The organism is Chlorobiota bacterium (assembly GCA_016710285.1).
GTDB lineage: Bacteria > Bacteroidota > Ignavibacteria > OLB7 > OLB7 > OLB7.
The window spans coordinates 2,482,501-2,508,568 of sequence record JADJXR010000001.1 but is presented as its reverse complement, the minus strand read 5'-3'; the positions used below and the strand labels follow the sequence as shown (position 1 = coordinate 2,508,568).

The following is a 26,068-nucleotide window of genomic DNA, read 5'->3' as shown; positions in this document are numbered from 1 at the left end:
CAGCATTTCATGCAATCCATCATCCAGCAATCAACAACCAGAAGCCATGACAGCAACCGACGACACCACCACCGCAGCAATGCACCAGGCGCTCCGCCGCTATTTTGGCTACCAGCAGTTCCGCCCGTTGCAGCATGAGATTATCGGGGACATTCTTGGCGGCAACGACACGTTTGTGCTGATGCCGACCGGCGGGGGGAAATCGCTCTGCTACCAGATTCCGGCATTGCTGCTGCCGGGCGTCACCGTGGTGGTTAGCCCGCTGATTGCGTTGATGAAGGACCAGGTTGATGGGCTTACTACCGCCGGCGTTCCGGCAACGTTTATCAACAGCACGCTGGACGTTGCCGAGGCCAACCGCCGCAAAGATGACGTGCTTTCCGGCAGGGTGAAGCTGCTGTACGTTGCGCCGGAACGGCTTGTGCTCCCCGATTTTCTTAGCCTGCTGAACCGTGCGAACGTCGCGCTGGTGGCGATTGATGAGGCGCATTGCATCAGCGAGTGGGGCCACGATTTCCGGGTGGAATATCGGCGGCTGACGCTGCTTCGCCAGAAGTTCCCCACCGTCCCGATTGTTGCGCTGACGGCCACCGCCAACCAGCGCGTTCAGCAGGACATCATCGAGCAACTTCAGCTTCGGGACCCGAAGCTGCACCGTGCCGGGTTCAATCGCCCAAATCTTAGCTACGCCGTGCTGAACAAAACCACCACGCTTGGGGCGTTATTCCAGATTGTTGAACGGCATCGGGGGGAATCGGGGATCATCTACTGCGGCAGCCGCGACCGCACCGAGAAGCTGACCGACCACTTGCGCCAGCGGGGCTACCGCGCGCTTCCCTACCACGCCGGACTGGACCGCGAAACCCGCACCCGCAACCAGGAGGCCTTTGACCGTGACGATGTTGAAATCATCTGCGCAACGATTGCTTTTGGGATGGGGATTGATAAATCAAACGTCCGCTACATCATCCACTACGACCTCCCAAAAAACATCATGGGCTACTACCAAGAAACGGGGCGTGCCGGGCGCGACGGGCTGCCGTCGGAATGCGTGCTGTTTTACGGGCAAGGGGACCGGGCAAAGCAGATGCGATTTATTGAGGAGAAACCGGACCCGAACGACCGCGCCATGGCAATCCAGCAGCTGGACCAGATGGTGGCCTATGCCGAAACCACGCAATGCCGCCGCGCAATGCTGCTCCACCACTTCTCCGACGACTACACCGCCACCAACTGCGGCAACTGCGACAACTGCACCAACCCCGCCGAAATGGAAACGGTGGACATCACGCGCCAAGCGCAGATGCTGATGTCGTGCGTGATCCGCTTGCAGGAACGGTTCGGCGCGGCCTACGTTGTGGAGGTGTTGCGCGGGTCCAACGGGGCAAAGATTTTGAACTATCGCCACAACCTTCTTCCCACGTATGGGATCGGTGCCGGGACCTCCAAATCGGAATGGATGTGGATTGCCAGGAAGCTGGTGGCGGACGGATACCTTCGCCAAGATGCCGAGGCATTCAACGCGCTGCAGATGACCGAGCGTGGCCGCCAAGCGATTCGGGAACGGCAGACGATAACGGTGCAACGCCGCCGCGAGGAACCGACGCAACGGCAGGAGCGGGAACGGAGCACGAACCGGAGAATGGAGAACGTGCCGGACCACAACGTTGAGTTGTTCCAACGCCTGCGCGAGCTTCGCAAGCGGATTGCCGACAAGGAGCGGGTCCCGGCCTACATCGTCTTTGGCGACAACACGTTGATTGCAATGGCCACGCGGCTGCCGCGAACCCTGGAGGAGATGCGGATGGTGTCGGGCGTTGGCGAGATGAAAACGAAGCGGTACGGCGCAGCGTTCTTGCAGGCAATTGCCGAGTTTTTGGACCAGCAGCCAAGCGTCCAGAAAGTGGAGTATGAGATACCCGATTTTGTGCCGCCGGAAATTTCCGACGCGGTTCTTGCAACGCTTCACGCCTACCGCCCGGGGATGAGCCTGTGGGACCTTGCCGCCGCGCGCCAACTTGCCAAATCCACCGTGCTGGGGCATCTGGAGTCGCTGGTGTCGAATGGGGAGATTGACGACATCACCGGAATGATTGCGCCGGAGAAGATCGCGCCGATACGTGCTGCGTTCCGCCGCAACGGGCTTTCCGCGCTCCGCCCGGTGATGGACGAACTTCCGGCTGACTTTGCCACGTGGGACGAGCTTCGCCTGGTCCGCGCCGACGAGTACCGCCAGAAATCAACGCCAGCAACGGAGGCCGCGGGCAAGCTCTATTGAGCTTCAAGAAAATAGGTGCGCATCGTCCCCTTCCCTTTCACCTCCATCACCCCGCGCTCGGTCAGGATCATCGAGGAAGCATCGGCTCCGCGCCGCCGAAGCTCCTCGGCAAACTCCTCGCTCACGTGAATCTTCCCAGCTTCCCCGTGGCTCTCCATTCGGCTGGCGGTGTTTACTGCGTCGCCCCACAGGTCGTACGCGAACTTCTTCTTTCCGATGATTCCCGCCACTACCTCGCCACTGTGCAAGCCAATCCGTACTTGGAGTTGAATCCCATCCCCAAGCCCATCGAACCCTGCTACCACTTCCACCAACTCTATTGCCATTCGCGCCGCCGATTCTGCGTGGTCCTCGCGGCTCTCTGGCAATCCCGACACCGCCATGTACGCGTCCCCAATCGTCTTGATCTTCTCCAACCCGTACTTCTCCGCCAACTCATCGAACTGGCTGAACAGCACGTCCAACCCCGTCACCAACTCCTGTGGCGTGATCCGTTGCGAAAGCACCGTGAACCCAACAATGTCGGCAAACAACACCGTCACCGACTCGAATGATTCAGCGATATGTTCCTCGCCGCGAACAACACGCTGGGCAATGGTTGGTGGAAGGATGTTGTGAAGGACCCGCTTGGTGGCTTCGGCATCGGCACGCTCGGCGGCGGTGCGTTTCTCCATCTCGGCAATCTGCCGTTGTTGCTCTACTTGGATGGCTTTCTTCTTCGCTTCCTCACTTTGGACTTCCTGGTATATCTCTTGGAATCTTTTGAAGTGGGTGAGTGCTTCTTCGAAGCGGCCTTCTTGTTCGTAGAGTTCGGCTAAGGATTCGTAGGCTGAGTAGAGTTGATCTTTAGTTCCTAGCCCTTCATTGAGAGCAATTGCTTGCTGGAGAAGTTCCTCGGCTTTGGTGGGGTTGTACTCGGCGAAGTCTTTTTGGGCATAGAGTGAGCCAATGTTCCCAGTGATACTGGCAACACCAGAACGATCACCAAGCTCTTCACGCATGGCAAGAGCACGGCTGTAATACTCCAACGCTTTCGGGTATTCCGAAAGGTTCAAGTACACAAGCCCGATGTTCCCAGTAACGAGGGCAACACCGGAACGCTCACCAAGCTCTTCACGCATGGCAAGAGCACGGCTGTAATACTCCAACGCTTTCGGGTATTCCGAAAGGTTCAAGTACACAAGCCCGATGCCGATGGTGGCACTGGCAACACCGGAACGATTACCAAGCTCTTCACACAGGGCAATCGCACGGCTGTAATACTCCAACGCTTTCGGGTATTCCGAAAGGTTCAAGTACACATTCCCGATGTTCCCAGTGACAAGGGCAACACCAGAACGCTCGCCAAGCTCTTCATCCAGGGCAAGCGAACGGCTGTAATACTCCAACGCTTTCGGGTAATCCGAGAGGTTCCGGTACACATTCCCGATGTTGTTGGTGGCACTGGCAACACCAGAACGATTACCAAGCTCTTCATACAGGGCAAGAGCACGGAAGTGATACTCCAACGCCTTCGGGTAATCCGAAAGGTTCACGTACACATTCCCGATGTTGTTGGTGGCACTGGCAACACCGGAACGCTCGCCAAGCTCTTCATGCACGGCAAGAGCACGGAAGTGATGCTCCAACGCTTTCGGGTAATCCGAAAGGTTCAAGTACACAAGCCCGATGTTCCCAGTGACAAGGGCAACACCAGAACGTTCGCCAAGCTCTTCACGCATGGCAAGCGAACTGTTGTAATACTCCAACGCTTTCGGGTAATCCGAAAGGTTCACGTACACATTCCCGATGCCGTTGGTGGCACTGGCCACACCGGAACGATTACCAAGTTCTTCATGCAAGGCAATGGCGCGGCTGTAGTACTCCAACGCTTTCGAGTACTCCGAAAGGATCGCGTACACATTTCCGATGTTCCCAGTGGCACTGGCAACACCAGAACGATTACCAAGCTCTTCATACAGCTGCAACAACTCCTCCAGCAATGGCAACGCCGTGCTGTGCTCACCCTTCTGCAAACACGCCACCCCTTGCAAGCGCAACGCATCCGCCTCGGCAGCAACATCCCCCGCTTGCTTGGCTGCGGCCTCGGCTTCCTCCGCAACAGCAAGGCTTTCAGCATATTCTCCTTGCCGCTCCAACTCCCTGGCAAGCTGGTTCAGCGCACCGGCGCGCTCGGCGGGGGTGGCTGCTGCGGCCACGGCGGCACGAAGGTCTGTCAGGGTTGTTTCTGGATTCATTTCGTTGATGGGTTTAGAAAATAGGTCCGAAGCGTTCCTTTCCCTTTGATGGTTAGCTCGCCACGTTCTTCCAGCGTGATCGAGAGTTCGCCCCCGCTCCGCCGAAGCTCCTCCGCAAACTCCTCGCTCACGTGAATCTTCCCAGCCTCCCCGTGGCTCTCCATTCGGCTGGCCGTGTTCACTGCGTCGCCGTAGATGTCGTAGGCCAGTTTGCCCGTGCCGATTACTCCGCCGGTGATGCTTCCCGTGTGCAGGCCGATTCGTATCTCGAACTCTGTGTTTGGTGGTAGATGCTCCGTGATGCTGGCTGGCAGCGCAACATCTTCCAGCATCTCCATTGCCATCCTGGCAATTCTCTCCGCGTGGTCCGCGTACTCAATCGGTGCGCCGCACGCCGCCATGTAGCCATCGCCGATTGTTTTGATTCGCTCGCAGCCATGCTTCGCAGCAATGGAATCGAAGTGCGCGAAGACGAAGTTCATGAACTCCAGCACCGCGCTGGCTGGCATCTGCGCGGTCATGGGGGTAAAGCCGACGACATCGGCGAAGAGGATGCTGGCGGAATCGAATCGGTCGGCAATCTGGCGTTCGCCGGAGATCATCCGATCAGCAATGCTCGGCGGAAGAGTTTTATGGAGAAGCTCCTCGGTAGCTTTGGCGCGAGCACGCTCAGCAGCCGTGCGTTTCTCCATCTCAGCAATCTGCCGTTGCTGCTCTACTTGGATGGCCTTCTTCTTCGCTTCCTCACTCTGGACTTCCTCTTGCACTTCGTGGAATTTCTTGAAGTACGTGAGTGCTTCCTCGAAACGGCCTTCTTGCTCGTAGAGTTCGGCTAATGCTTGGTGGGTTACATAGAGGTTCTGCTTTGTTCCCAGTTCTTCGTTGAGGGCGATTGCCTGCTGGAGAAGCTCTTCGGCCTTGGTGGGGTTGTACTCAGCGAACGCTTGTTGGGAGTAGAGTAAGCCGATGTTCCCGGTGACACGGGCAACACCGGTACGATCACCAAGCTCTTCATGCAAGGCAAGCGCACGGGTGTAATACTCCAACGCTTTCGGGTACTCCGAAAGATCCGCGTACACAGCCCCGATGCTCCCGGTGGCACGGGCAACACCGGTACGATTCCCAAGCTCTTCATGTAGGGCAAGCGCACGGCTGAGATACTCCAACGCTTTCGCGTAATCCGAAAGCACAGTCCCGATGTTTCCGGTAACAATGGCAACACCGGAACGCTCACCAAGCTCTTCATGCAAGGCAAGTGCACGGGTGTAATACTCCAACGCCTTCGGGTACTCCGAGAGGTAGGTGTACACATTCCCGATGTTACTGACGACACGGGCAACACCGGAACGATCACCAAGCTCTTCATGCATGGCAAGCGCGTGCATGTAAGACTCCAACGCCTTCGGGTACTCCGAAAGGTGCAAGTACACATTCCCGATGTTCCCGGTGACAAGGGCAATACCGGAACGTTCCCCAAGCTCTTCATAGATGGCAAGCGCATTGCTGAGATACTCCAACGCTTTTGGGTACTCCGAAAGGTTCTGGTACACAGTCCCGATGTTCCCCATGACACGGGCAACACCGGAACGCTCACCAAGCTCTTCATACAAGAGAAGCGCACGACTGAAACATTCCAAGGTCTTCGGGTACTCCGAGAGGCGCATGTACACATTCCCGATGTTACTGACGACACGGGCAACGCTAGCACGCCCCCCAAGCTCTTCATGCAACTGCAATTCCTCCTCAAACAGCAATAATGCTGTGGAGTACTCCTCTCTTTGAGCATGAATGATACCTTGCAACCGCAACGCCTCTGCCTCGGCAGCTCCATCACCCACTTCTTTGGCAAGGCTTTGAGCTTCTTCGGCAGCAGCAAGGCTCTCGGCATATTCTCCTTGCCGCTCCAACTCCTCGGCAAGTTGGTTCAACGCACCGGCACGCTCGGCGGGTGTGGCTGCTGCGGCTACGGCGGCGCGGAGATTCGTTAGAGTTTCGTCTGAGTTCATGGAATTACTTGATTGAGAAAATAGGTCCGAAGAGTTCCTTTCCCTTTGATGTTCAGTTCGCCACGCTCTTCCAGCGTGATCGGGAGTTCGCCTCCTCTCCGCCGAAGCTCCTCGGCAAACTCCTCGCTCACGTGAATCTTCCCTGCCTCCCCGTGGCTCTCCATTCGGCTGGCGGTGTTTACCGTGTCCCCGTAGATGTCGTACGCCAGTTTCCCCGTCCCGATGACTCCGCCGGTGATGCTTCCACTGTGCAGGCCGATTCGTATCTCGAATTCATTCCCCGGCGGTAGATGCTCGGTGATGCTTGCTGGCAGTGCCACATCTTCCAGCATCTCCATTGCCATTCTGGCAATTCTCTCCGCGTGGTCCGCGCACTCAATCGGCGCGCCGCACGCCGCCATGTAGCCATCGCCAATCGTTTTGATTCGCTCGCAACCGTGCTTGGCCGCAATGGCATCGAAGTGGGCGAAGACGAAGTTCATGAACTCCAGCACCGCACTGGCTGGCATCCGTGCCGTCATTGGGGTGAAGCCGACGACATCGGCGAAGAGGATGCTGGCGGAGTCGAAGCGGTCGGCGATTTGGCGTTCGCCGGAGATCATCCGATCGGCAATGCTTGGCGGGAGAGTTTTGTGGAGAAGCTCCTCAGTGGCTTTGGCACGCGCACGTTCGGCAGCCGTGCGTTTCTCCATCTCCGCAATCTGCCGTTGCTGCTCTACTTGAATTGCTTTCTTCTTGGCTTCCTCACTGTGGACTTCTTGGTAGAGTTCTTGGAATTTTTTGAAGTGGGTAAGTGCTTCCTCAAAGCGGCCTTCTTGTTCGTAGAGATTGGCTAAAGACTGATAGTTCCCATAGAGGTTCTGCTTGATTCCAAGCTCTTCGTTGATGGCGGTTGCTTGCAACAGAAGTTCTTCCGCTTTGGTGGGGTTGTACTCGGCAAATGCTTTTTGGGCGTAGAGTGAGCCGATGCTTCCGGTGACAATAGCAGTACCAGCACGCTCGCCAAGCTTTTCATGCAGGGCAAGTGCACGGCTGAGATACTCCAAGGCCTTCGAGTACTCTGAGAGGTTCTGGTACACACTCCCGATGTTCCCGGTGACAGTGGCCACACCGGAACGGTCACCAAGCTCTTCATGCATGGCAAGCGCGTGCATGTAAAACTCCAACGCTTTCGAGTATTCCGAAAGGGATGCATACACAGCCCCGATGTTGATGGTGACACTAGCAACACTCAAACGATCGCCAAGCTCTTCACACAGGGCAAGCGCACGGGTGTAATACTCCAACGCTTTCGAGTAATCCGAAAGGTGCGCGTACACATTCCCAATGTTCCCGGTAACGCCGGCAACGCCGGAGCGATCACCAAGCTCTTCATGCATGGCAAGCGCACGGCTGTAATGCTCCAACGCTTTCGAGTACTCCGAGAGAGAAGCGTACACAACCCCGATGTTCCCGGTAGCATGGGCAGCACCGGAGCGATCGCCAAGCTCTTCCTTCAAGGCAAGAGCACGGGTGAAATACTCCAACGCTTTCGGGTACTCCGAGAGAGAAGCGTACACAACCCCGATGCTCACGGTGACAGTGGCAACAAGGGAACGATTACCAAGCTCTTCATGCATGGTAAGTGCACGACTGAAATACTCCAATGCTTTTGGATACTCCGAAAGGCGGGTATACACATTCCCGATGCCCATGTTGACACTGGCAACACCGGAACGATTACCAAGCTCTTCATGCATGGTAAGTGCACGACTGAAATACTCCAATGCTTTCGCGTAATCCGAAAGGTTCTGGTACACAAGCCCGATGTTCCCAGTGACACTGGCAACACCGGAACGCTCACCAAGCTCTTCATACATGGTAAGTGCACGACAGCAATACTCCAATGCTTTCGCGTAATCCGAGAGCCTCTGGTACACAAGCCCGATGTTCCCGGTAACGCGGGCAACACCGGAGCGCTCACCAAGCTCTTCATACATGGTAAGTGCACGACAGCAATACTCCAATGCTTTCGCGTAATCCGAAAGGTCTGCGTACACACTCCCGATGTTCCCGGTAACGCGGGCAACACCGGAGCGATCACCAAGCTCTTCATGCAAGGCAAGAGCACGGCTGTAATACTCCAATGCTTTCGCGTAATCCGAAAGGTCTGCGTACACACTCCCGATGTTCCCGGTGACAGTGGCAACACCGGAACGTTCACCAAGCTCTTCATGCACAGCAAGAGCATGGCTGAAACACTCCAACGCCTTCGGGTACTCCGAAAGGTACATGTACACATTCCCGATGTTGTTGAGGGTGCGAGCCGTGCCGGAGCCATCTCCAAGATGTTCCCACAGCTTCAGCGACTCCTCCAGCAATGGCAACGCCGTGCTGTACTCACCCTTCCGCTGATGAACGAAGCCTTGCAACCGCAACGCCTCTGCTTCCGCAGCACCATCACCTGCTTCTTTGGCTGCGGCATGGGCTTCCTGAGAAGCTACAAGGCTCTCGGCATATTGGCTTTGCTGCGCTAATTCTTCGGCAAGCTGGTTCAGCGCACCGGCACGCTCGGCGGGTGTGGTTGCTGCGGCCACAGCGGCGCGGAGATTCGTTAGAGTTTCGTCTGAGTTCATGGAATTACTTGATTGAGAAAATAGGTCCGAAGGGTTCCTTTCCCTTTGATGTTCAGTTCGCCACGCTCTTCCAGTGTGATCGGGAGTTCGCCGGTCTTGATTGCTGAAGAAAGGGCGGCGGCGAACTCCTCACTCACGTGAATCTTCCCCGCCTCCCCGTGGCTCTCCATTCGGCTCGCGGTGTTTACTGTGTCCCCGTAGATGTCGTACGCCAACTTCCCCGTGCCGATTACTCCGCCGGTGATGCTGCCTGTGTGCAGGCCGATCCTGATTTCAAACTCTGTGTTCGGCGGCAGGTGTTCGGTGATGCTTGCTGGAAGTGCCACATCTTCCAGCATCTCCATTGCCATTCTCGCTATCCGCTCCGCGTGGTCCGCGCACTCAATCGGTGCGCCGCACGCCGCCATGTAGCCGTCGCCGATTGTCTTGATTCGCTCGCACCCGTGCTTTGCGGCTATGGCATCGAAGTGGGCGAAGACGAAGTTCATGAACTCCAGAACAGCACTGGCTGGCATCCGTGCCGTCATCGGGGTGAAGCCGACGACATCGGCGAAGAGGATGCTGGCGGAGTCGAAGCGGTCAGCGATTTGGCGTTCGCCGGAGATCATCCGATCAGCAATGCTTGGCGGGAGAGTTTTGTGGAGAAGTTCCTCGGTGGCTTTTGCGCGAGCACGCTCAGCAGCCGTGCGTTTTTCCATCTCCGCAATCTGCCGTTGTTGCTCTACTTGAATTGCCTTCTTCTTGGCTTCCTCACTGTGGACTTCCTCTTTCACTTCTTGGAATTTTTTGAAGTGGGTGAGTGCTTCCTCGAAGCGGCCTTCTTGTTCGTAGAGGGTGGCTAAGGATTTGTGGGCTGAATAGAGTTGGTCTTTGGTTCCAAGCTCTTCGTTGATGGCAATTGCTTGCAGCAGGAGTTCTTCGGCTTTGGCGGGATTGTACTCGGAGAAGTCTTTTTTGGCGTAGAGTAAACCAATGCTTTTGGTGAAAGCCACAACACCCAAACGCACGCCAAGCTCTTCAAACAACGCAAGCGCACGGCTGAGATACTCCAACGCCTTCGGGTACTCCGCAAGATTCTTGTACACCTCCCCGATGTTCCCCGTGACACGGGCAATACCGGAACGATCGCCAAGCTCTTCATGCAAGGCCAGTGCACGAGTGTAATACTCCAATGCTTTCGGGTATTCCGCCAGGTTCTTGTACACATTTCCGATGTTCCCCGTGACAATCGCAGCACTGGAACGATCACCAAGTTCTTCATGCAAGGCAAGCGCACGGCTGTAATACTCCAACGCTTTCGCGTATTCTGAGAGAGAACTGTACACAATCCCCATGTTCCCAGTGACGGCGGCGGCACCGGTGCGATCGCCAATCTTTTCGTGTAGGGCAAGTGCACGGCTGTAATACTCCAATGCCTTCGGGTACTCTGCAAGGAAGTTGTATGCCGTTCCAATGCTACCTGTGACATGAGCAATACCAGACTGCTCACCAAGCTCTTCATGCAAGGCAAGCGCACGAGTGTAATACTCCAATGCCTTCGGGTACTCCGTAAGACTCTTGTACACACTCCCGATGTTCCCCGTGACATTGGCCACACCAGAACGTTCGCCAAGCTCTTCATGCAAGGCAAGCGCACGGAGGTAATATTCCAACGCCTTCGGGTATTCCGAGAGGCTCCGATACACAATCCCGATGTTTCCGGTGACACTGGCAATGCCAGAATGCTCGCCAAGCTCTTCATACAGGGCAAGCGCATGGCTGAAATACTCCAACGATTTTGCGTATTCCGAGAGGGAACCGTACACAGTCCCGATATTGTTGGTGGCAGTGGCAACGCCGGAACGATCACCAAGCTCTTCATAGAGGGCAAGCCCATGGCTGAAATACTCCAACGATTTTGCGTATTCCGAGAGGTTCCGATACACAAGCCCGGTGTTGTTGAGAACACGGGCAACGCCGGAACGATCGCCAATCTTTTCGTACAGATTCAATGATTCCTCCAGCAATGGCAATGCCGTGTGATCATCCCCTCTTCCATGATGGGCAATGCCTTGCAGGCATAAAGCCTTTGCCATAGCAGGCAACTCGCCTGTTTGCTTGGCAAGACTTTTGGCTTCTTCGGCAGCGGCAAGGCTCTCGGCGTATTGGTTTTGCCGCTCCAACTCCTCGGCAAGTTGGTTCAATGCACTGGCGCGTTCGGCGGGTGTGGTTGCTGCGGCCACGGCGGCGCGGAGCGATTCTAACGTTGGTTGAGGTTCTTTCATCTATCAGTCCTTCTTGATCTATCGGTGTGACGATTCCCCCTTGCTGGTTGCGCCGAAGCCCGGCCTGCCAGAATCTGCGGGGGCTTACTTCCCTATCTCCTCCACTTTTTTCTCACCGCTGTACAGATCCCCCGTGGCGGTTGCGGAGGGGAGCAGAAGCATCTGGGAGCTTTGCGAAAGGTAGCCGCTTCCCCAGTACCATTCTTGCCGGCGGGTGCGGCCATCGCCAAGGTCCAGAATGGCGTGGGTGCAGCGTTTGGCCGGGTCAATCCGCAGCGGGCGTTGGCGCAGCGTGACGCTGGTTGCGGCGGCGTTGCAGTTGGCGGCAACAATCGTCACGCCATCCTTCCCCGCAACGCAGGCAAGCCCGCGCCCTTCCCCGGGGACACTGAACCCCGCCCCCGTTGCCGATTTCTGCAGGAAGTTCCCCTTGCCATCGCCGTTCAGATAGAGGCCGTAGCCGGAGTTGTACCGGACCGCCAATGGGTCGGCCCCGTCGAAATTTCCGACGCACAGCAAGTCCAAATTTCCGTCGCTGTCGAAATCCTCCAGCAGCGTGCCGAACATCGGCGTTGACTGCGCAACCAGAGGAAGGGGGCGAAGCTGGAAATGCCCGTTGCCCAGATTTTCCAACACGCTGCTGACAAAGGTCCGCGCACGCCAACACTGCGCCGAATCTAAGTTGGCCCGCCCGTAGATCTGGTCCACGGTTGCGGTGGCGTAGCTGGTGTAGGTGGGATACTTCCGGCGGATGAAGGCGGGAAGCTGGCTGGCGGTTTCGGTCCGGCCACGCACGGGATACTCGTGCGCTCTATCTACAGAACGCGCAGGCCAACCTTTCGGTCCGGCCACGCACGGGATACTCACTTCCACGGAAGAAGTAGGAAAGCAGAAGATCGCGGCTTCCGTTGCCGTCGAAATCAGCGGCATAGAGTTGCAGCGGAAGCTCCGTGCTTGGGCGCAACGGCGAATAGACGTTCAACCCCCAATTCCCCAACACGTAATCAACATCGCCGTCGTTATCAACATCGCCGCCGTTGATGCTGTTCCACCAGCCTTCGCTGGAGTCAACCCCGGCGGTGGAGGTTGCTTCCGTCAGCTTCCCGTGGGCGTTGCGGAAGAACCGAATCGGCATCCATTCGCCCACCAACATCAGATCGGTCCAGTTGTCGTTGTCGAAATCGGTCCAGAGTGCTGAGGTCACCATTCCCGGGTGAGCAAGCGCGGGGGCAACGGCGGCGGTGGCATCGGTGAAATGCCCGCGGTCGTTCCGCAGAAGGTAGCTGCGGGGCGCGGTTGGATACTTCCCGGGAACGGATCGCCCAGCAACGAACAGATCAAGATCGCCATCGCGATCGTAGTCGGCAGCAACCACACTGCTGGTGCTTGTTGGCATTGCCGGAAGCTGGTTGGTGGCGTTGCTGAATTGCCCGCTTCCATTGTTGAGATAGAGCCGATCTTGCAGCAGCGCGAACTCCGAAGTATCGAACTCGTTGCCGCCGCTGGCAACGTACAAATCAAGGTCTCCATCGCCATCGGCATCGAACAGCAGCGCGCCCGTGTCCTCGCTGGCGGAATCGGCAACAAACGCCGCGCTATCCGCCGAACGGACGAACCGCCCCGACTCCTTCTGCAGGAACAACGCGCCCGCGTAGCTGCGTGCTCCGCCAATCCAAAGGTCATCAAGGCCGTTGCCATCAACGTCGCCAACGGCAACGCCCGGCCCGCTGCGCGAAAGGCGATTGGGAAGAAGCCGCTCCCGCAAGAAATCATCGAAGCGGTTCTCGCGGTGGCGATACTCCGGCCCGGCGGAGGCTGGCCAAAAGAGCGTATCGCCCAGCGACCCCGCGCCAGCGGATGCCGGCGGTGCCGAAGCCTTCTGCCGAATATCCACCGTTTGGTTTGCCGATACGTTGGCCACACTCTGCACCGTTCCGTTGGGCCAGCGGATAGTGATGGTGTCCACCGTTTTGGCATCCCCCAACCCAAAATGGAGCGGGAGATTGATGGAGGACATATAGCCGCGAACGGGGGTGCATTCCAGCATCTGCGAACGCCCGCCCGCTTTGATCGTCACCCGCGCGCCCACGCCAGCAGTGTTCTTGTCGGTTCCGTGCAAGGATAATTGAAGGTAGTTCCCCCGCTTCTGTTCGGCGGCAAGGTTTTGGTAGATGAAGGCAACGCTGTCAATGTTGTTCATCACCAAGTCAAGATCGCCGTCGCGGTCCAAGTCGGCAACGGCCGCGCCGTTGGTGTTCACCATTTGGATAAGCCCCCACGGGTTGCTCATCTTCGTAAACGTCAGGTTTCCATCGTTGCGGAAGCAGTAGTTCTGCAGCTTCACCGATGGAACTTTGCGGATGACGTTCAGCGGCGCAAAGCTGCGGCTGTTCAGGTTGTGGATCACGTCAAGGTTTTGCACGTCCCGCTTGTAGCCGTTGCTGATGAACAGGTCGTTATCGCCATCGTTGTCGAAATCGGCAAACAGCGGAGCCCAGCTCCAATCGGTTTCGGCAATCCCGGCAAGCTGCCCAACTTCAAGGAAGGTCCCATCCCCACGGTTCACTTGCAGCATATTCCGCATCAGCTGTGCTGAGTCGAATTTTGGATCATAGACGGAGCCTTGCCCCATGTGCGACATCTTCCGCCAATGGTCCTCCGGCATCATATCCACCGTGAACAGGTCAAGATTGCCGTCGTTGTTGAAGTCCGCAGCATCGGACCCCATGGAGAAGATGCTGGTGTGCTTCATCCATTGGCGCACCTGGTTGGTGAACGTGCCGTCGCGGTTGTTGATGTACAGCAGGTCCGGGGCCTCGAAGTCGTTGGCAACGTACACGTCCGCCCAGCCATCGTTGTTGTAATCGCCCACCATCACGCTAAGGGCGTACCCCTTGTCGGCAATTCCCGCTTCGGTGCTGACATCGGTAAAGGTTCCGTTGCCGTTGTTGCGGAACAGCCGGTCGGGGTTGCCGTCGCGCTTGAACGCCTCCCCTTTTGCGTCACCGTTGCGGGCAAGGTACATATCCAGATCGCCGTCGCGGTCGTAGTCAAGGAAGGTTGCTTGCTGGCTGGTGCAGCAGAAATCCAACCCGAACTGCTTGGCCCGCTCGCTAAACGTTCCGTTGCCGTTGTTGATGAACAGGGTGTTCGGCGCGTCGTGCTTTGCAACGTAGATATCCAAATCGCCATCCGCGTCAATGTCGGCCAGCGCCACCCCGTAGCGAACGCCGATTGAGTCATCCACCCCCGCCATGCGCGATGCTTCGCGGAAGCGCAATCCCCCTTGATTCAGGAACAAGCGGTTCGGGGAGTTGGCGCGGGTTCCGGTGAAGTAAAGGTCGGGGAGTGTGTCGCCGTTCAGGTCCCCGACGGCCACCCCGCCGCCGTTGTAGGCATAGATGAAAAGGGTGACGTTGAAACTGTCATCCTCCATCACCATGTTCGTGAAATCCACCCCGGTTTCCGTTGGCGGAAGCCACCGAAACAGCGGTGATTCCTGTGCGCGAAGCAGCAAGCAAGTTGGAAGGAGGAGGAGGAGCAGTGTCGGAAGGAAGCGTCGGTAGTTTTTCATAGCGGCTGCGAAGTTACTGACTGGAACTGGCAGGTCTCATAGCGGTTATGAAGTTACTGACTGGCAATGGAATTTTGGGAGAGAATTTCTGGAGCCAGCCCGATCATTGCTTTCAAGGTGAGGTGCCGAAACGCCTACTTCCCCACCCCTTGCAACAACAAACTTGCCGGCGATGCACCCGCGCTTGCGGCCCAGTTCCTATCTTGCAGACATCAGCAGCGGCTCCCCTTTTCCATTAGCTTTTCCATTAGCGAACGTGCAAGCCAAACCGAACAAAACCGACCATCCGCAATGATTGCTCGCTTGATCTTCCCAACCGCAGTTCTGCTCCTTCTGCTGGGTGTTTCTGCCACTGCGCAGCCAGCATCGCAGCCAACGGATTCGGCAGCAATGGCAAGCAAGCTGTTTGCCGCATTCCGCAACGCCGATTGGAAAGAGCTGCGGGCGTTGCTCCCTTCGGTGGCGGTGGTCCGTGCGGTTGCGCCAAAGGAGACGAAGAAGCTGAAGAACAAACAGATTATCCGCCAGATGGAGGGGCGCATCCGCCCTTCCTTCAACCAGATTATTGCCGAAGCCAAAAAGAAAGGGATTGAGTTGGGGAAGTTGGAGTTCCTTCGGTTCCAGACATCGCGCCCCTGGGAAGGGGCCAACAAGCCGCTGGCCGTTGAGGTTTCCTACCGCTGGGAAGGGCGCGAAGGAACCCTTAGCTTTTCGGTGATGGAGTACCAGGGGCGGTGGTATCTGCTGGAGATTCTCCGAAGCGTCAACGTCTTCGACGACGTGATGGCGAAGTAAGCGCAACGCCAGCGACGCTGCAACCGCATCCTTAACCAGCATTTTTTTCCGACCACTTTTCTGACCAATCATACAGCATGGAAGACACGATCCAACACCAACCCGTTGCCTACTTGGCCGACCGCGATTTTGCTTTGCAGATGGACCGCGACGACCCGCTTGCTGAGCTTCGCGGGGAGTATCACATCCCCAAAACTGTTGAGGGGGAAGAGTTCATCTACCTGTGCGGGAACTCACTGGGATTGCAGCCGAAGGGGACCCGCGCAGCAATCGAGCAGGAGCTGAAGGATTGGGCCGAGTTGGGGGTTGATGGCCACTTTGAGTCCAAGCATCCGTGGTACAGTTACCACGAAGCATTCCGCGAGCCGGCGGCGCGGCTGGTTGGCGCGCTCCCCGGGGAAGTGGTGGTGATGAACACGCTGACCACGAACCTCCATCTGATGATGGTCAGTTTCTACCGCCCCACCCGCGAACGCTACCGGGTGTTGATTGAGGAGAACGCGTTCCCTTCGGACCTGTACGCCGTCCGCAGCCAAGCGGCTTTCCACGGCTACGATCCCGACGACGCGGTGATGCTGCTGCGCCCACGCCACGGCGAAGATGCGGTCCGGACCGAGGACATCGAGGAGCTTCTGCAACGCGACGGCCACACCATTGCGCTGGTGATGCTTGGCGGGGTGAACTACTACACCGGCCAAGCCTTCAACATGGCGCGGATTACGCAGGCGGCCCACCAGCAGGGTTGCGTTGTTGGGTTCGACCTTGCGCACGCCGCAGGGAACTTGCAAATGCAGCTTCACGATTGGGATGTTGATTTTGCGGTGTGGTGCACGTACAAGTATCTGAACAGCGGCCCGGGCGGGACCTCCGGCTGCTTTGTTCACCAACGCCATGCCTTTGCGCCGGAGCTTCCCCGCTTTGCCGGCTGGTGGGGCGTTGAGCCCAAAACCCGATTCGACATGAGTCCCAACTTCATCCCGCAACGGGGCGCGGCTGGCTGGCAACTCAGCAACGCGCAAGTTCTGCCAATGGCTGCCCACAAAGTTGCGCTGGAGTTGTTCGACAAAGTGGGGATGGAACGCCTGACGGCGAAGTCGCGGTTGCTCACCGGATATCTGGAATTTTTGGTTGACCAGATTGGGGAAGATCGCTACACGGTCATCACGCCCCGCACCGTTGCCGACCGCGGTTGCCAAATCTCCATCCGCGCCCGTGGCGATGCGCGCCGCATCACCGAGGCGTTGAAATGGCAAGGGGTGATCGCCGATTTCCGCACCCCCGACGTTGTGCGCGTTGCGCCGGTCCCGATGTACAACACCTTCGACGAAGTCTGGCGATTTGTGGAAGCCTTAGCACGGGTGAAAGAATAGAGTACAGAAAGAATAGAGCGAAAAAAAAAGAGTGAACGAGAGCGGAAAAAAGAGCGATCAGACACTCACGTTTGGCCTTCATTACGGCAACCGTCGGTTTGCTTCGGTGGCGGCCAAGCAGTGGCTGGGGGATGCCGACTCCATTGAGCATATCAGCGATTCCGGGAACTCCGTCTATCGCTTCCGCCGCAGCGGGCTTCCCCTAATTCTGCGGCTGACCGATCCTGGGTATCGCTCCGCAGCCGAAAATTTGGCGGAGCTTCGGTTTATCCGCCACCTTGCGGAATCGGGGGTCCGGGTTGCCACGCCGGTGCTTTCGGCCAACAACAATTGGATTGAGGAAGCATGGTGTGGCGAAGGGATGTTGCTGGCCTCGGCGTTCACCGTGGCGCAGGGCCAGCGGGTCGGGCCAGATTCGCCACACTGGGGGACGGAGTTTTTCCGCGATTGGGGAAGGACGATGGGCGCGATCCACCACGCCGCAACAACCTTCCCAACCACGGAAGCCGAAGGCCGCTGGCGTTGGCACGATGAAGTTTTTTTGCGAGAAGCCGAGCGACTGATCCCAGCAGACGACACCGAATCGTTGCGGGAATTGGAGGCCGTGCTTCACCGCCTGCACACGCTGCCAACCACTCCCGATCTGTTCGGGATGACCCACGCCGATTTTGGCCCGCAGAATTTCCATTTCAGCATCCCCCACGGTATCACCGCCTTCGACTTTGGGAACTGCTGCCGCCACTGGTTCATCTCCGACTTGGCGATTGCAGCAACGTTGTTCCGCAACCATCCCAGCCGGAAAGAAGTGCGGGACACCCTGGTTGCCGGATACCGCGAAGCCTTCCCAATCGCCGAAGAAATGCTGCAAGAATTTGGGTGGTTTATCCGGCTGCGGGCACTTTACGTGTACCTTTCACGGCTGATGAAATTTGGCCCAAATCCCAGCCCGCAGGAGGAAGAAATCTTGCACAATTTTCGCGCTTGGGTCCACCAGCGCGACGGCTGGTAGCAATCGGAGATGGGGGGGGTAGGAATCCGCACGGGAAGCCCCGGTGCTGGCGGCTCCCAAAAGAATCCGATATTCGCAGCAACCGCACCGTTCATCAACCAATGATCTAACCTGATAGGAGGCCCATGCAATGGCACTTACCGCATTCAACCTGAAGCAATGGATTGACGAAAATCGCCACAAACTGAAGCCACCCGTTGGCAACGAACAGATATGGAAGGAGGTCCACCCGGAGTTCATGGTGATGGTGGTTGGCGGACCGAACGCACGGAAAGATTTCCACGTTGAGGATGGGGAAGAGCTGTTCTACCAGTTGGAAGGGGACATCGTTGTGCGGGTGGTGGAAGATGGAGTGATTCGCGACATCGAGATAAAAGAAGGAGATATTTTCTTGCTGCCGCCGCGGGTTCCGCACTCGCCGCAACGCAAAGCCAACACCGTTGGGCTGGTGGTTGAGCGCCGCCGCCGCGAAGGGGAGCAGGATGGTTTGCAATGGTACTGCGAGCAGTGCAACGCCAAGCTCCACGAAGCATTCTTCCCCCTAACCGATATCACCACACAACTGAAACCGGTGATGGAAGCCTTTTGGGCAAACGAGGAGTTGCGCACGTGCAAACACTGCGGAACCGTCATGCAGCCGCCGGTGATGCCGGCGTAACGTGCGCCCGCCCGGGGTGAGGCTTGCTGCTTCTTACGCGTCTCCATTGTTCCACTTCCCAACAACCAACTTCCCGATGAAAATAGATATCCACACCCACATCCTTCCCGAACGTTGGCCCGACCTTCGCGAGCGGTACGGCTACGGAGGATGGGTGCGAATGGAGCACCACAAACCATGCTGCGGAACAATGATGATTGATGACCGTTTCTTCCGCGAGGTGGAGCAAAATTGTTGGGACCCGAGCACGCGAATGGCAGAATGCGATGGCGACCACGTGGACGTTCAGGTTCTTTCCACCGTGCCGGTGATGTTCAGTTATTGGGCGCGCCCGGAACACGCGCTGGACCTTTCCATGCTGCTGAACGACCACATTGCGGGAATCGTGGCCCAGCACCCGCAGCGGTTTGTGGGGCTGGGAACAATTCCGATGCAATCGCCAGAGTTGGCGGTGAAGGAGCTTGAGCGGTGCGTGAAAGAATTAGGGATGCGGGGGGTGCAAATCGGCTCGCACGTGAACGAATGGAACCTTGATGAACCAGCACTGTTTGCCATCTACGAGGCAGCGCAAGATTTGGACGCGGCAATTTTTGTGCACCCGTGGGACATGATGGCAAAAGAGAAAATGCCCCGTTACTGGCTCCCCTGGTTGGTGGGAATGCCGGCGGAGACATCGCTGGCAATTTGCTCGATCATGTTCGGCGGCGTGCTGGACCGTTTCCCCGCACTCCGTTTTTGTTTTGCGCACGGCGGGGGATCGTTTCCGGCAACAATTGGGCGGATTGAGCATGGGTTCCACGTCCGCCCGGACCTTGTGCAGGTGAACACGCAAACGGAGCCACGCGAATATCTCCGCCGCCTTTATTTCGATTCGCTGGTGCACGATCCGGCAGTGCTGCGGTATATGCTGGGATTATTCACCGCCGACCGAATTATGCTTGGCTCCGATTATCCCTTCCCCCTTGGCGAGCATCACCCGGGGGAATTAATTGAATCCATGACGGATTTAACGCCAGAAATTCGGGAGCGTTTATTAAGCGGAACGGCGTTGGAGTTTTTGGGCTTGGAGCGCGAGGCGTTTCTTCGCGCGGAAATTGCAAGCCAGTAAAAAAATGGCTGGAATACTTCACGGATTCATCCCACCTTCAGAGTGTTGAGAACGGGAAAAAAGGCATAGTAAGATTATCGGTAAACTTTGTTTTGGGTGTGGAGTCACTGGCGGCACTCAATGAGAGCAACTGCAAAAAACTCTAAAAAAAAGACTATGGAAACGCTATTGCTACTGATTTTCTGCATCACGAATGTGATGGGCACGGCCGCCACGATGCCTACATCTTCCTTGAAGGGAGATGCCACGGCGAAGGATGAATCGGCTATCCTGAAAATCATCACCGCCGACAAAGAAGCCGACGAAAAACGCAACGACAGAACGATTTATTTAGGGGATATCATAGTGGTATGGGGCGATCTGGACAAGGATGGAGATGACGATGCGGCAGCATTAGTCAACTGGGAATATGGAGGAAGCGGGTACGAACAGCGGCTATACGTGGCGGTTAATAGGAGCAATGGGAAATTCAAGCAATCACTCTCAGAGCGGATTGCACTCAAAGGGGAGGACTCACAATGGGGAGCGTGGGCCACGATAAATAGGGATGGAATACAGGTTCATCGGAAAGATTCTAGCGTGTCACGGTGGGTATTTCAGCGGGGTAAAATCACCAAAGCAAGGCCGTGACGGTAGCCTTATGGTAGTCAAGCCCACAAGAAAACGTCATTTTTTATTTCTCCAAAAAACATGGCCATGTTTTACGATTATCTCAGTGAATCGCTGCAAGAGTTCATCGCCGAGCAGCACATTTTTTTTGTTGCCACCGCACCAACCACTGGGCGCGTAAGCCTTTCGCCAAAAGGGATAAACACGTTTCGTTGCCTTGATGCCACAACGGTGATGTGGCTGGATTTAACCGGCAGCGGGAACGAAACAGCAGCGCACGTTCGCCAAAACGGGCGCGTGACGGTGATGTTTTGCAGCTTCACAAAAATTCCACGGATACTGCGGTTGTACGGCAATGCAAGGGTTATCCAACCAACCGATGCTGAATGGGGAACGCATAGTTCGCAGTTTCCTTCCCTTCCTGGAATTCGCCAGATTTTTTTGTTGAATATCCAACAAGTTCAGACCTCATGCGGGTTTGGCGTTCCGTTGATGGAGTTTCGGCAGGAGCGGGAGATGTTAGCGGAGTGGGCAAAGAAAAAAGGGGAAGAGGGGTTAATCGAATATCGTCAACTGAAAAACAGTTTCAGCATTGACGGGATTCCGGCAGATGGCGGCATTATCCCGGGAAACAATTCGATTCAGTGGCATCGCCGCCGTTTCGATGATATAACGGCTCGCGAACTCTATGATGTTATGAATTTACGGCAGCGGGTTTTCACCATCGAGCAAAACTGCATCTATCTGGATGCCGATTATCTGGATATTCATGCAGATCATCTGTTAGGAAAGAACGGGACAGGAGAATTAATCGCCTATTTACGAATTGTACACCCTGGAAAAAAGTATGCGGAGCCATCAATCGGTCGGGTAATCACCGCACCGGAAGCACGCAGGATAGGGTTAGGGAAAGAATTGATGGAGCAAGGAATGGCATGGATTGCGGAAAAACATCCAAATCAAGGAGTAAGAATTTCTGCACAGCATCATTTAGAAAGATTTTACATGGGATTTGGATTCAGAGTGATTGGCGAGCCGTATGATGAGGATGGGATTCCGCATGTGGAGATGGTAAGTCATGCATTGACTACCTAGTAGTATAGATGGAGTTTGAAGCTCAAGATGAGATCAATCAACAACTTAATCCACCACAAGTGAATCAAAGCTAGCTTGTACTGTTTCCATCGGACGGACTTTTAGGTAAGACTAAATGATAATTTGTTGACGTGTTTTCGGTTACTTGATAAGTATAACCTCCTGTATTGATTCCCAAGCTAGATAATGCGCTATTTGCATTTGACAGTAATGATGACTTAAATGTTGGGTTAAACCAAGCCTCAATTAAGACAACTGCCGGTATCACGTCACAAAGGCTCATATCTGCCTCTGATTCATACATTGCGGTATCCATTAATTGCTCTCTTGTCCACGAAGCAAATTGAGCTTTTTTGTGCGGCAGTATTAGATGGCGCGTTGATTCTTGGTCTTCTAAGATGGTAAAGCTAATACCACTTGGCCAACGATTTATGTTTTTAGATAAAATCATATTAGGATTAGCAAGCAGTGCTGCTTTAAAGGTTGCATCTGTCCATGCACGAGCAGCAATAGTCCTTGGCAGAATTGTCCAATCATAGATCGTAGGGATCGTTAAGGCTGACATACAATACCTCCTTAGGCTGAGTGTGAATTAGGTGTCCCGATTGTTATACGTCAAGTTACACCGGCTCTATGCTTACTTGCAATAGTTACAACAAAAAAGCCTCTTGAAAAATTCAAGAGGCTTTTAGATAAAATCTTGGCGGCGACCTACTCTCCCATACCGTTACCAGTATAGTACCATCGGCGCAGCAGGGCTTAACTTCTCTGTTCGGAATGGGAAGAGGTGTTTCCCCTGCGCAATCACCACCAAAAATTGTCAAGGAATCAAAGGGAGTTGGTAAGAAGTATTCTGCGATCAATTACCATGTTGGTCGGCATCACCGAGTCATGCTGACGCTCTGATCAGCGTCCGCGACTCCATGTGAACCTGCGGTCAATAAAAAATAAATTCAGGAAAGTCTCACGGCTTATTAGTACTCCTTGGCTCAACATGTTACCATGCTTCCACCGAGAGCCTATCAACCTGGTCATCTCCCAGGAGCCTTCAGATCTGCTTGCGCAGATAGGGAAACCTTATCTTGGGGTAGGCTTCGTGCTTAGATGCGTTCAGCGCTTATCCTTTCTGGACATAGCTACCCAGCCGTGCCACTGGCGTGACAACTGGTGCACTATAGGTCCAGTCACTCCGGTCCTCTCGTACTAAGAGCGACACCCCTCAAGTTTCCTTCGCCCGCATAGGATAGGGACCGAACTGTCTCACGACGTTCTGAACCCAGCTCACGTACCGCTTTAATTGGCGAACAGCCAAACCCTTGGGACCTTCTCCAGCCCCAGGATGCGATGAGCCGACATCGAGGTGCCAAACCTTCCCGTCGATGTGAACTCTTGGGGAAGATCAGCCTGTTATCCCTAGCGTACCTTTTATCCTTTGAGCGACGGCCCTTCCACTCGGAACCGTCGGATCACTAACCCCTGCTTTCGCATCTGCTCGACCCGTCAGTCTCGCAGTTAAGCTCTCTTATGCGTTTGCACTCGACGCACGATTACCGACCGTGCTGAGAGAACCTTTGGGAGCCTCCGTTACTTTTTGGGAGGCGACCGCCCCAGTCAAACTACCCGCCTGACACTGTCCCCCGCGATCCACTCGCGTTGGTTAGACTCCAAGTACATCAAGGGTGGTATTTCACCATTGGCTCCACGACTACTAGCGTAGCCGCTTCACAGCCTCCCACCTATCCTACACATGAGATACCCGAAGCCAATGTCAGGTTGCAGTAAAGGTGCATAGGGTCTTTCCGTCCATATGCGGGTAACCGGCGTCTTCACCATGCTCACAATTTCACCGAGCCCGTGGTCGAGACAGTGCCCAAATCGTTACACCATTCGTGCAGGTCGGAACTTACCCGACAAGGAATTTCGCTCGATTGCTCCTATACTGTTTCCAGTAAGGTCGGACTTTATCTTAATGCGCCTCGATTCATTTGTGCAGCAATTTGGCGTATTTCTTCAACGCCTTCTGCTGTTAGATGAACCCCCGCTTCCATTTTTAGAAGGATTGAGCGAAATTTTTGAAAATCTGCTCGCTTCTTGGATTTAAGCGGATGCTTAAGGAAAAATGGAACGATATGCTGGAGCAAGTGCTCCTTGCTACGAACCCGATACGCCATTCGGTCACCATTGTTCGTGCGAACAACACCACAACCGAAGTATGCTTTCAGTGCATAGAGTAATTGCACATCGCGTTTGTGCTGTACGACAGTGAATTCAGGGAGTATTTGAAACCCTGTGGTCATTTCTGAATGGGGATTAATTCCCACGTGAAAACAACCTTCACCATCCACAAAACCTGTTATCCATTGAGCCTCAAGATTCATTAGCGCATCCTAAACGTGAAGTCTCTGAGGGTTCCCGATACAGTATCGGGCCTTCCCTGCGGATTGTCCCCATGTCTGTCGGATTTTTACTGTTTCAGTGCTACTGAAACGAGTACCGAACAGCTGTTCGAGGAGTTTCCCGCATATAGTTCAGTTTTACTAAGGCTAGCGTTATTAACCTTAGGACCGTTATAGTTACGGCCGCCGTTTACCGGGGCTTCGGTCGGAAGCTTTGGATTGCTCCGGACCCCCTTCCTTAACCTTCCGGCACCGGGCAGGTGTCACACAATATACTGCGTCTTACGACTTTGCATTGTGCTGTGTTTTTGTTAAACAGTCGCTTGGGCCATTTCTCTGCGGCCCCGATCTCACGATCGAGGCGCCTCTTATCCCGAAGTTACGAGGCCAATTTGCCGAGTTCCTTAACCACGGCTCACTCGCGCGCCTGAGTATATTCAACCCATCTACCTGTGTCGGTTTACGGTACGGTCACCGAAGAAATACCCAAAGCTTTTCTTGGCAGTTGCTTCGCCCATCCGAATAGCCAATAATCGGATGAACCACGCCCCTGCGTCCCTTTGGTTAACTCTTTTGGTGGTTCCGGAATATTCGGCCTTGCGGCCTTGAACCGGATTCCCATCAGCTACGCTTTTCAGCCTCGCCTTAGGGGCCGACTAACCCTGCGTCGACGAACGTTGCGCAGGAACCCTTAGATTTTCGGCGCGGAAGATTCTCACTTCCGTTATCGTTACTTATGCCAACATTTGCGTTTCTGTAAACTCCACGGCCAGTCACCTGTACCGCTTCGCAGTCGACAGAATGCTCCCCTACCGCTCAATAAAATTGAACCCGCGTCTTCGGCGCGATGCTTAGTCCCGTGTATTATCGACGCTGTGTCACTTGACCAGTGAGCTATTACGCACTCTTTAAATGAATGGCTGCTTCTAAGCCAACATCCTGGTTGTCTCAGTAACGCAACATCCTTTCTCTGTGAGCATCGACTTGGGGGCCTTAGACGGCGATCTGGGTTGTTCCCCTCTCGGCAATGAAGCTTATCCCTCACTGCCTCACTCCCGACGAACATCAAGCAGCCATTCGGAGTTTGTCTGGGTTTGGTACCCTTGTGAGGGCCCTAGCCCAATCAGTGCTCTACCTGCTGCTGACTACATCGAGGCTGTTCCTAAAAACATTTCGGGGAGTACGAGCTATCTCCGAGTTTGATTGGTCTTTCGCTCCTATTCTCAGCTCATCCGAACGGTTTTCAACCCATACCGGTTCGGGCCTCCAGTTGGTGTTACCCAACCTTCACCCTGGCCAAGAATAGATCACCCGGTTTCGCGTCTGCCGCCCGCGACTGAACGCCCTGTTCAGACTCGCTTTCGCTACGGCTCCGGTGCTGAACACCTTAGCCTTGCCACGGACGAGCAACTCGTTGGCTCATTAAGCAAAAGGCACGCGGTCACTTGCCAACATCCGCAGATGCTGGTTTGCTCCCACCGTTTGTAAGCATACGGTTTCAGGTCTATTTCACTCCCATATACTGGGTGCTTTTCACCTTTCCCTCACGGTACTAGTTCGCTATCGATCACGAGCGAGTATTTAGCCTTACCGGATGGTTCCGGCAGATTCCCACAGAATTTCCCTTACTCCGTGGTACTCAGGGTTCCCCACACGCTGTTTGAGATTTCGCTTACAGGACTGTCACCTTCTATGGTCAAACTTTCCAGAATGTTCTGCTATCTCGCGCAGTCGCTACATGGGCCCTACAACCCCAGTGAACATACGCGCACTGGTTTGGGCTCTTCCCGTTTCGCTCGCCGCTACTCAGGGAATCACTATTGTTTTCTCTTCCTCCGGGTACTTAGATGTTTCAGTTCCCCGGGTTAGCTTCCCGATTAGATCGGGATGACTGGACATGACTCCAGCCGGGTTGCCCCATTCGGAAATCCACGGATTAACGCTGTTTTCGGCTACCCGTGGCTTATCGCAGATTACTACGTCCTTCATCGCCTGCTCGTGTCAAGGCATCCACCGTATGCCCTTGGTAACTTACCGAAATTCTTTATTGATCA

The 26,068-nt window shown here is 55.3% G+C and carries 15 protein-coding genes and 2 rRNA genes; 8 read left to right on the top strand and 9 right to left on the bottom strand.

What is annotated here, in order from left to right:
* The first annotated feature begins 46 nt into the window (after positions 1–46).
* Entirely contained in the window at positions 47–2,278 is a 2,232-nt protein-coding gene (gene recQ / locus IPM61_09010) for a DNA helicase RecQ (protein MBK8911451.1), read from the top strand.
* On the opposite strand, the gene IPM61_09005 is transcribed toward recQ, so the two are convergent.
* The 6 genes from IPM61_09005 to IPM61_08980 all read right to left on the bottom strand — a co-directional run bounded on the left by IPM61_09005 (position 2,272) and on the right by IPM61_08980 (position 14,974).
* Positions 2,272–4,515: a tetratricopeptide repeat protein gene (locus IPM61_09005; protein ID MBK8911450.1), complete on the bottom strand. Its 2,244-nt coding sequence runs from the start codon at positions 4,513–4,515 to the stop codon at positions 2,272–2,274. The genes recQ and IPM61_09005 overlap by 7 nt on opposite strands.
* Positions 4,512–6,521 (bottom strand): tetratricopeptide repeat protein, encoded by a 2,010-nt coding sequence (locus IPM61_09000; GenBank protein ID MBK8911449.1) that lies wholly within the window; start codon positions 6,519–6,521, stop codon positions 4,512–4,514. The genes IPM61_09005 and IPM61_09000 overlap by 4 nt, the downstream gene beginning before the upstream one ends.
* Complete coding sequence (locus tag IPM61_08995) at positions 6,518–9,136, bottom strand: tetratricopeptide repeat protein (GenBank protein ID MBK8911448.1); 2,619 nt, start codon at positions 9,134–9,136, stop codon at positions 6,518–6,520. The genes IPM61_09000 and IPM61_08995 overlap by 4 nt, the downstream gene beginning before the upstream one ends.
* A complete protein-coding gene (locus tag IPM61_08990; protein MBK8911447.1) occupies positions 9,133–11,400 on the bottom strand; it encodes a tetratricopeptide repeat protein in 2,268 nt (755 codons plus the stop codon). The genes IPM61_08995 and IPM61_08990 overlap by 4 nt, the downstream gene beginning before the upstream one ends.
* Before the next feature lie 84 nt (positions 11,401–11,484).
* Positions 11,485–12,195: a VCBS repeat-containing protein gene (locus IPM61_08985; GenBank protein MBK8911446.1), complete on the bottom strand. Its 711-nt coding sequence runs from the start codon at positions 12,193–12,195 to the stop codon at positions 11,485–11,487.
* A gap of 16 nt (positions 12,196–12,211) precedes the next feature.
* Positions 12,212–14,974, bottom strand: a complete 2,763-nt coding sequence (locus IPM61_08980) for a VCBS repeat-containing protein (protein MBK8911445.1) — start codon at positions 14,972–14,974, stop codon at positions 12,212–12,214.
* Between the two features lie 291 nt (positions 14,975–15,265).
* On the opposite strand from IPM61_08980, the gene IPM61_08975 reads away from it, so the two are divergent.
* The 7 genes from IPM61_08975 to IPM61_08945 all read left to right on the top strand — a co-directional run bounded on the left by IPM61_08975 (position 15,266) and on the right by IPM61_08945 (position 21,618).
* Positions 15,266–15,769: a hypothetical protein gene (locus tag IPM61_08975; GenBank protein ID MBK8911444.1), complete on the top strand. Its 504-nt coding sequence runs from the start codon at positions 15,266–15,268 to the stop codon at positions 15,767–15,769.
* Positions 15,770–15,846: 77 nt separating this feature from the next.
* Positions 15,847–17,139, top strand: coding sequence for a kynureninase (gene kynU, locus IPM61_08970; protein MBK8911443.1), 1,293 nt, complete (start codon positions 15,847–15,849; stop codon positions 17,137–17,139).
* A gap of 31 nt (positions 17,140–17,170) precedes the next feature.
* Positions 17,171–18,148: a phosphotransferase gene (locus IPM61_08965; GenBank protein ID MBK8911442.1), complete on the top strand. Its 978-nt coding sequence runs from the start codon at positions 17,171–17,173 to the stop codon at positions 18,146–18,148.
* Between the two features lie 130 nt (positions 18,149–18,278).
* On the top strand, positions 18,279–18,806 hold the full coding sequence (locus tag IPM61_08960) for a 3-hydroxyanthranilate 3,4-dioxygenase (GenBank protein MBK8911441.1): 528 nt from the start codon (positions 18,279–18,281) through the stop codon (positions 18,804–18,806).
* A 76-nt stretch (positions 18,807–18,882) separates the two neighbouring features.
* Positions 18,883–19,914, top strand: a complete 1,032-nt coding sequence (locus tag IPM61_08955; protein MBK8911440.1) for an amidohydrolase — start codon at positions 18,883–18,885, stop codon at positions 19,912–19,914.
* A 120-nt stretch (positions 19,915–20,034) separates the two neighbouring features.
* Complete coding sequence (locus IPM61_08950; GenBank protein ID MBK8911439.1) at positions 20,035–20,544, top strand: hypothetical protein; 510 nt, start codon at positions 20,035–20,037, stop codon at positions 20,542–20,544.
* Positions 20,545–20,604: 60 nt separating this feature from the next.
* Entirely contained in the window at positions 20,605–21,618 is a 1,014-nt protein-coding gene (locus IPM61_08945; protein MBK8911438.1) for a GNAT family N-acetyltransferase, read from the top strand.
* A 70-nt stretch (positions 21,619–21,688) separates the two neighbouring features.
* On the opposite strand, the gene IPM61_08940 is transcribed toward IPM61_08945, so the two are convergent.
* The 3 genes from IPM61_08940 to IPM61_08930 form a co-directional block, all read right to left on the bottom strand.
* Entirely contained in the window at positions 21,689–22,183 is a 495-nt protein-coding gene (locus IPM61_08940; protein MBK8911437.1) for a nitrile hydratase subunit alpha, read from the bottom strand.
* A gap of 133 nt (positions 22,184–22,316) precedes the next feature.
* Positions 22,317–22,433, bottom strand: a 5S ribosomal RNA gene (gene rrf / locus IPM61_08935).
* 138 nt (positions 22,434–22,571) lie between these two features.
* Positions 22,572–26,051: ribosomal RNA gene (locus tag IPM61_08930) — 23S ribosomal RNA — on the bottom strand.
* Positions 26,052–26,068: the final 17 nt, after the last annotated feature.

What these genes read in the sequence shown, in the direction of transcription:
- IPM61_08945 (MBK8911438.1), top strand. Translation starts at nt 20,605, where the DNA reads ATGGCCATGTTTTACGATTATCTCAGTGAATCGCTGCAAGAGTTCATC.
- IPM61_08990 (MBK8911447.1), bottom strand. Translation starts at nt 11,400, where the DNA reads ATGAAAGAACCTCAACCAACGTTAGAATCGCTCCGCGCCGCCGTGGCC.
- IPM61_08975 (MBK8911444.1), top strand. Translation starts at nt 15,266, where the DNA reads ATGATTGCTCGCTTGATCTTCCCAACCGCAGTTCTGCTCCTTCTGCTG.
- IPM61_08955 (MBK8911440.1), top strand. Translation starts at nt 18,883, where the DNA reads ATGAAAATAGATATCCACACCCACATCCTTCCCGAACGTTGGCCCGAC.
- kynU (MBK8911443.1), top strand. Translation starts at nt 15,847, where the DNA reads ATGGAAGACACGATCCAACACCAACCCGTTGCCTACTTGGCCGACCGC.
- IPM61_08980 (MBK8911445.1), bottom strand. Translation starts at nt 14,974, where the DNA reads ATGAAAAACTACCGACGCTTCCTTCCGACACTGCTCCTCCTCCTCCTT.
- IPM61_09000 (MBK8911449.1), bottom strand. Translation starts at nt 6,521, where the DNA reads ATGAACTCAGACGAAACTCTAACGAATCTCCGCGCCGCCGTAGCCGCA.
- IPM61_08950 (MBK8911439.1), top strand. Translation starts at nt 20,035, where the DNA reads ATGAGAGCAACTGCAAAAAACTCTAAAAAAAAGACTATGGAAACGCTA.
- IPM61_08960 (MBK8911441.1), top strand. Translation starts at nt 18,279, where the DNA reads ATGGCACTTACCGCATTCAACCTGAAGCAATGGATTGACGAAAATCGC.
- IPM61_08995 (MBK8911448.1), bottom strand. Translation starts at nt 9,136, where the DNA reads ATGAACTCAGACGAAACTCTAACGAATCTCCGCGCCGCTGTGGCCGCA.
- IPM61_09005 (MBK8911450.1), bottom strand. Translation starts at nt 4,515, where the DNA reads ATGAATCCAGAAACAACCCTGACAGACCTTCGTGCCGCCGTGGCCGCA.
- recQ (MBK8911451.1), top strand. Translation starts at nt 47, where the DNA reads ATGACAGCAACCGACGACACCACCACCGCAGCAATGCACCAGGCGCTC.
- IPM61_08940 (MBK8911437.1), bottom strand. Translation starts at nt 22,183, where the DNA reads ATGTCAGCCTTAACGATCCCTACGATCTATGATTGGACAATTCTGCCA.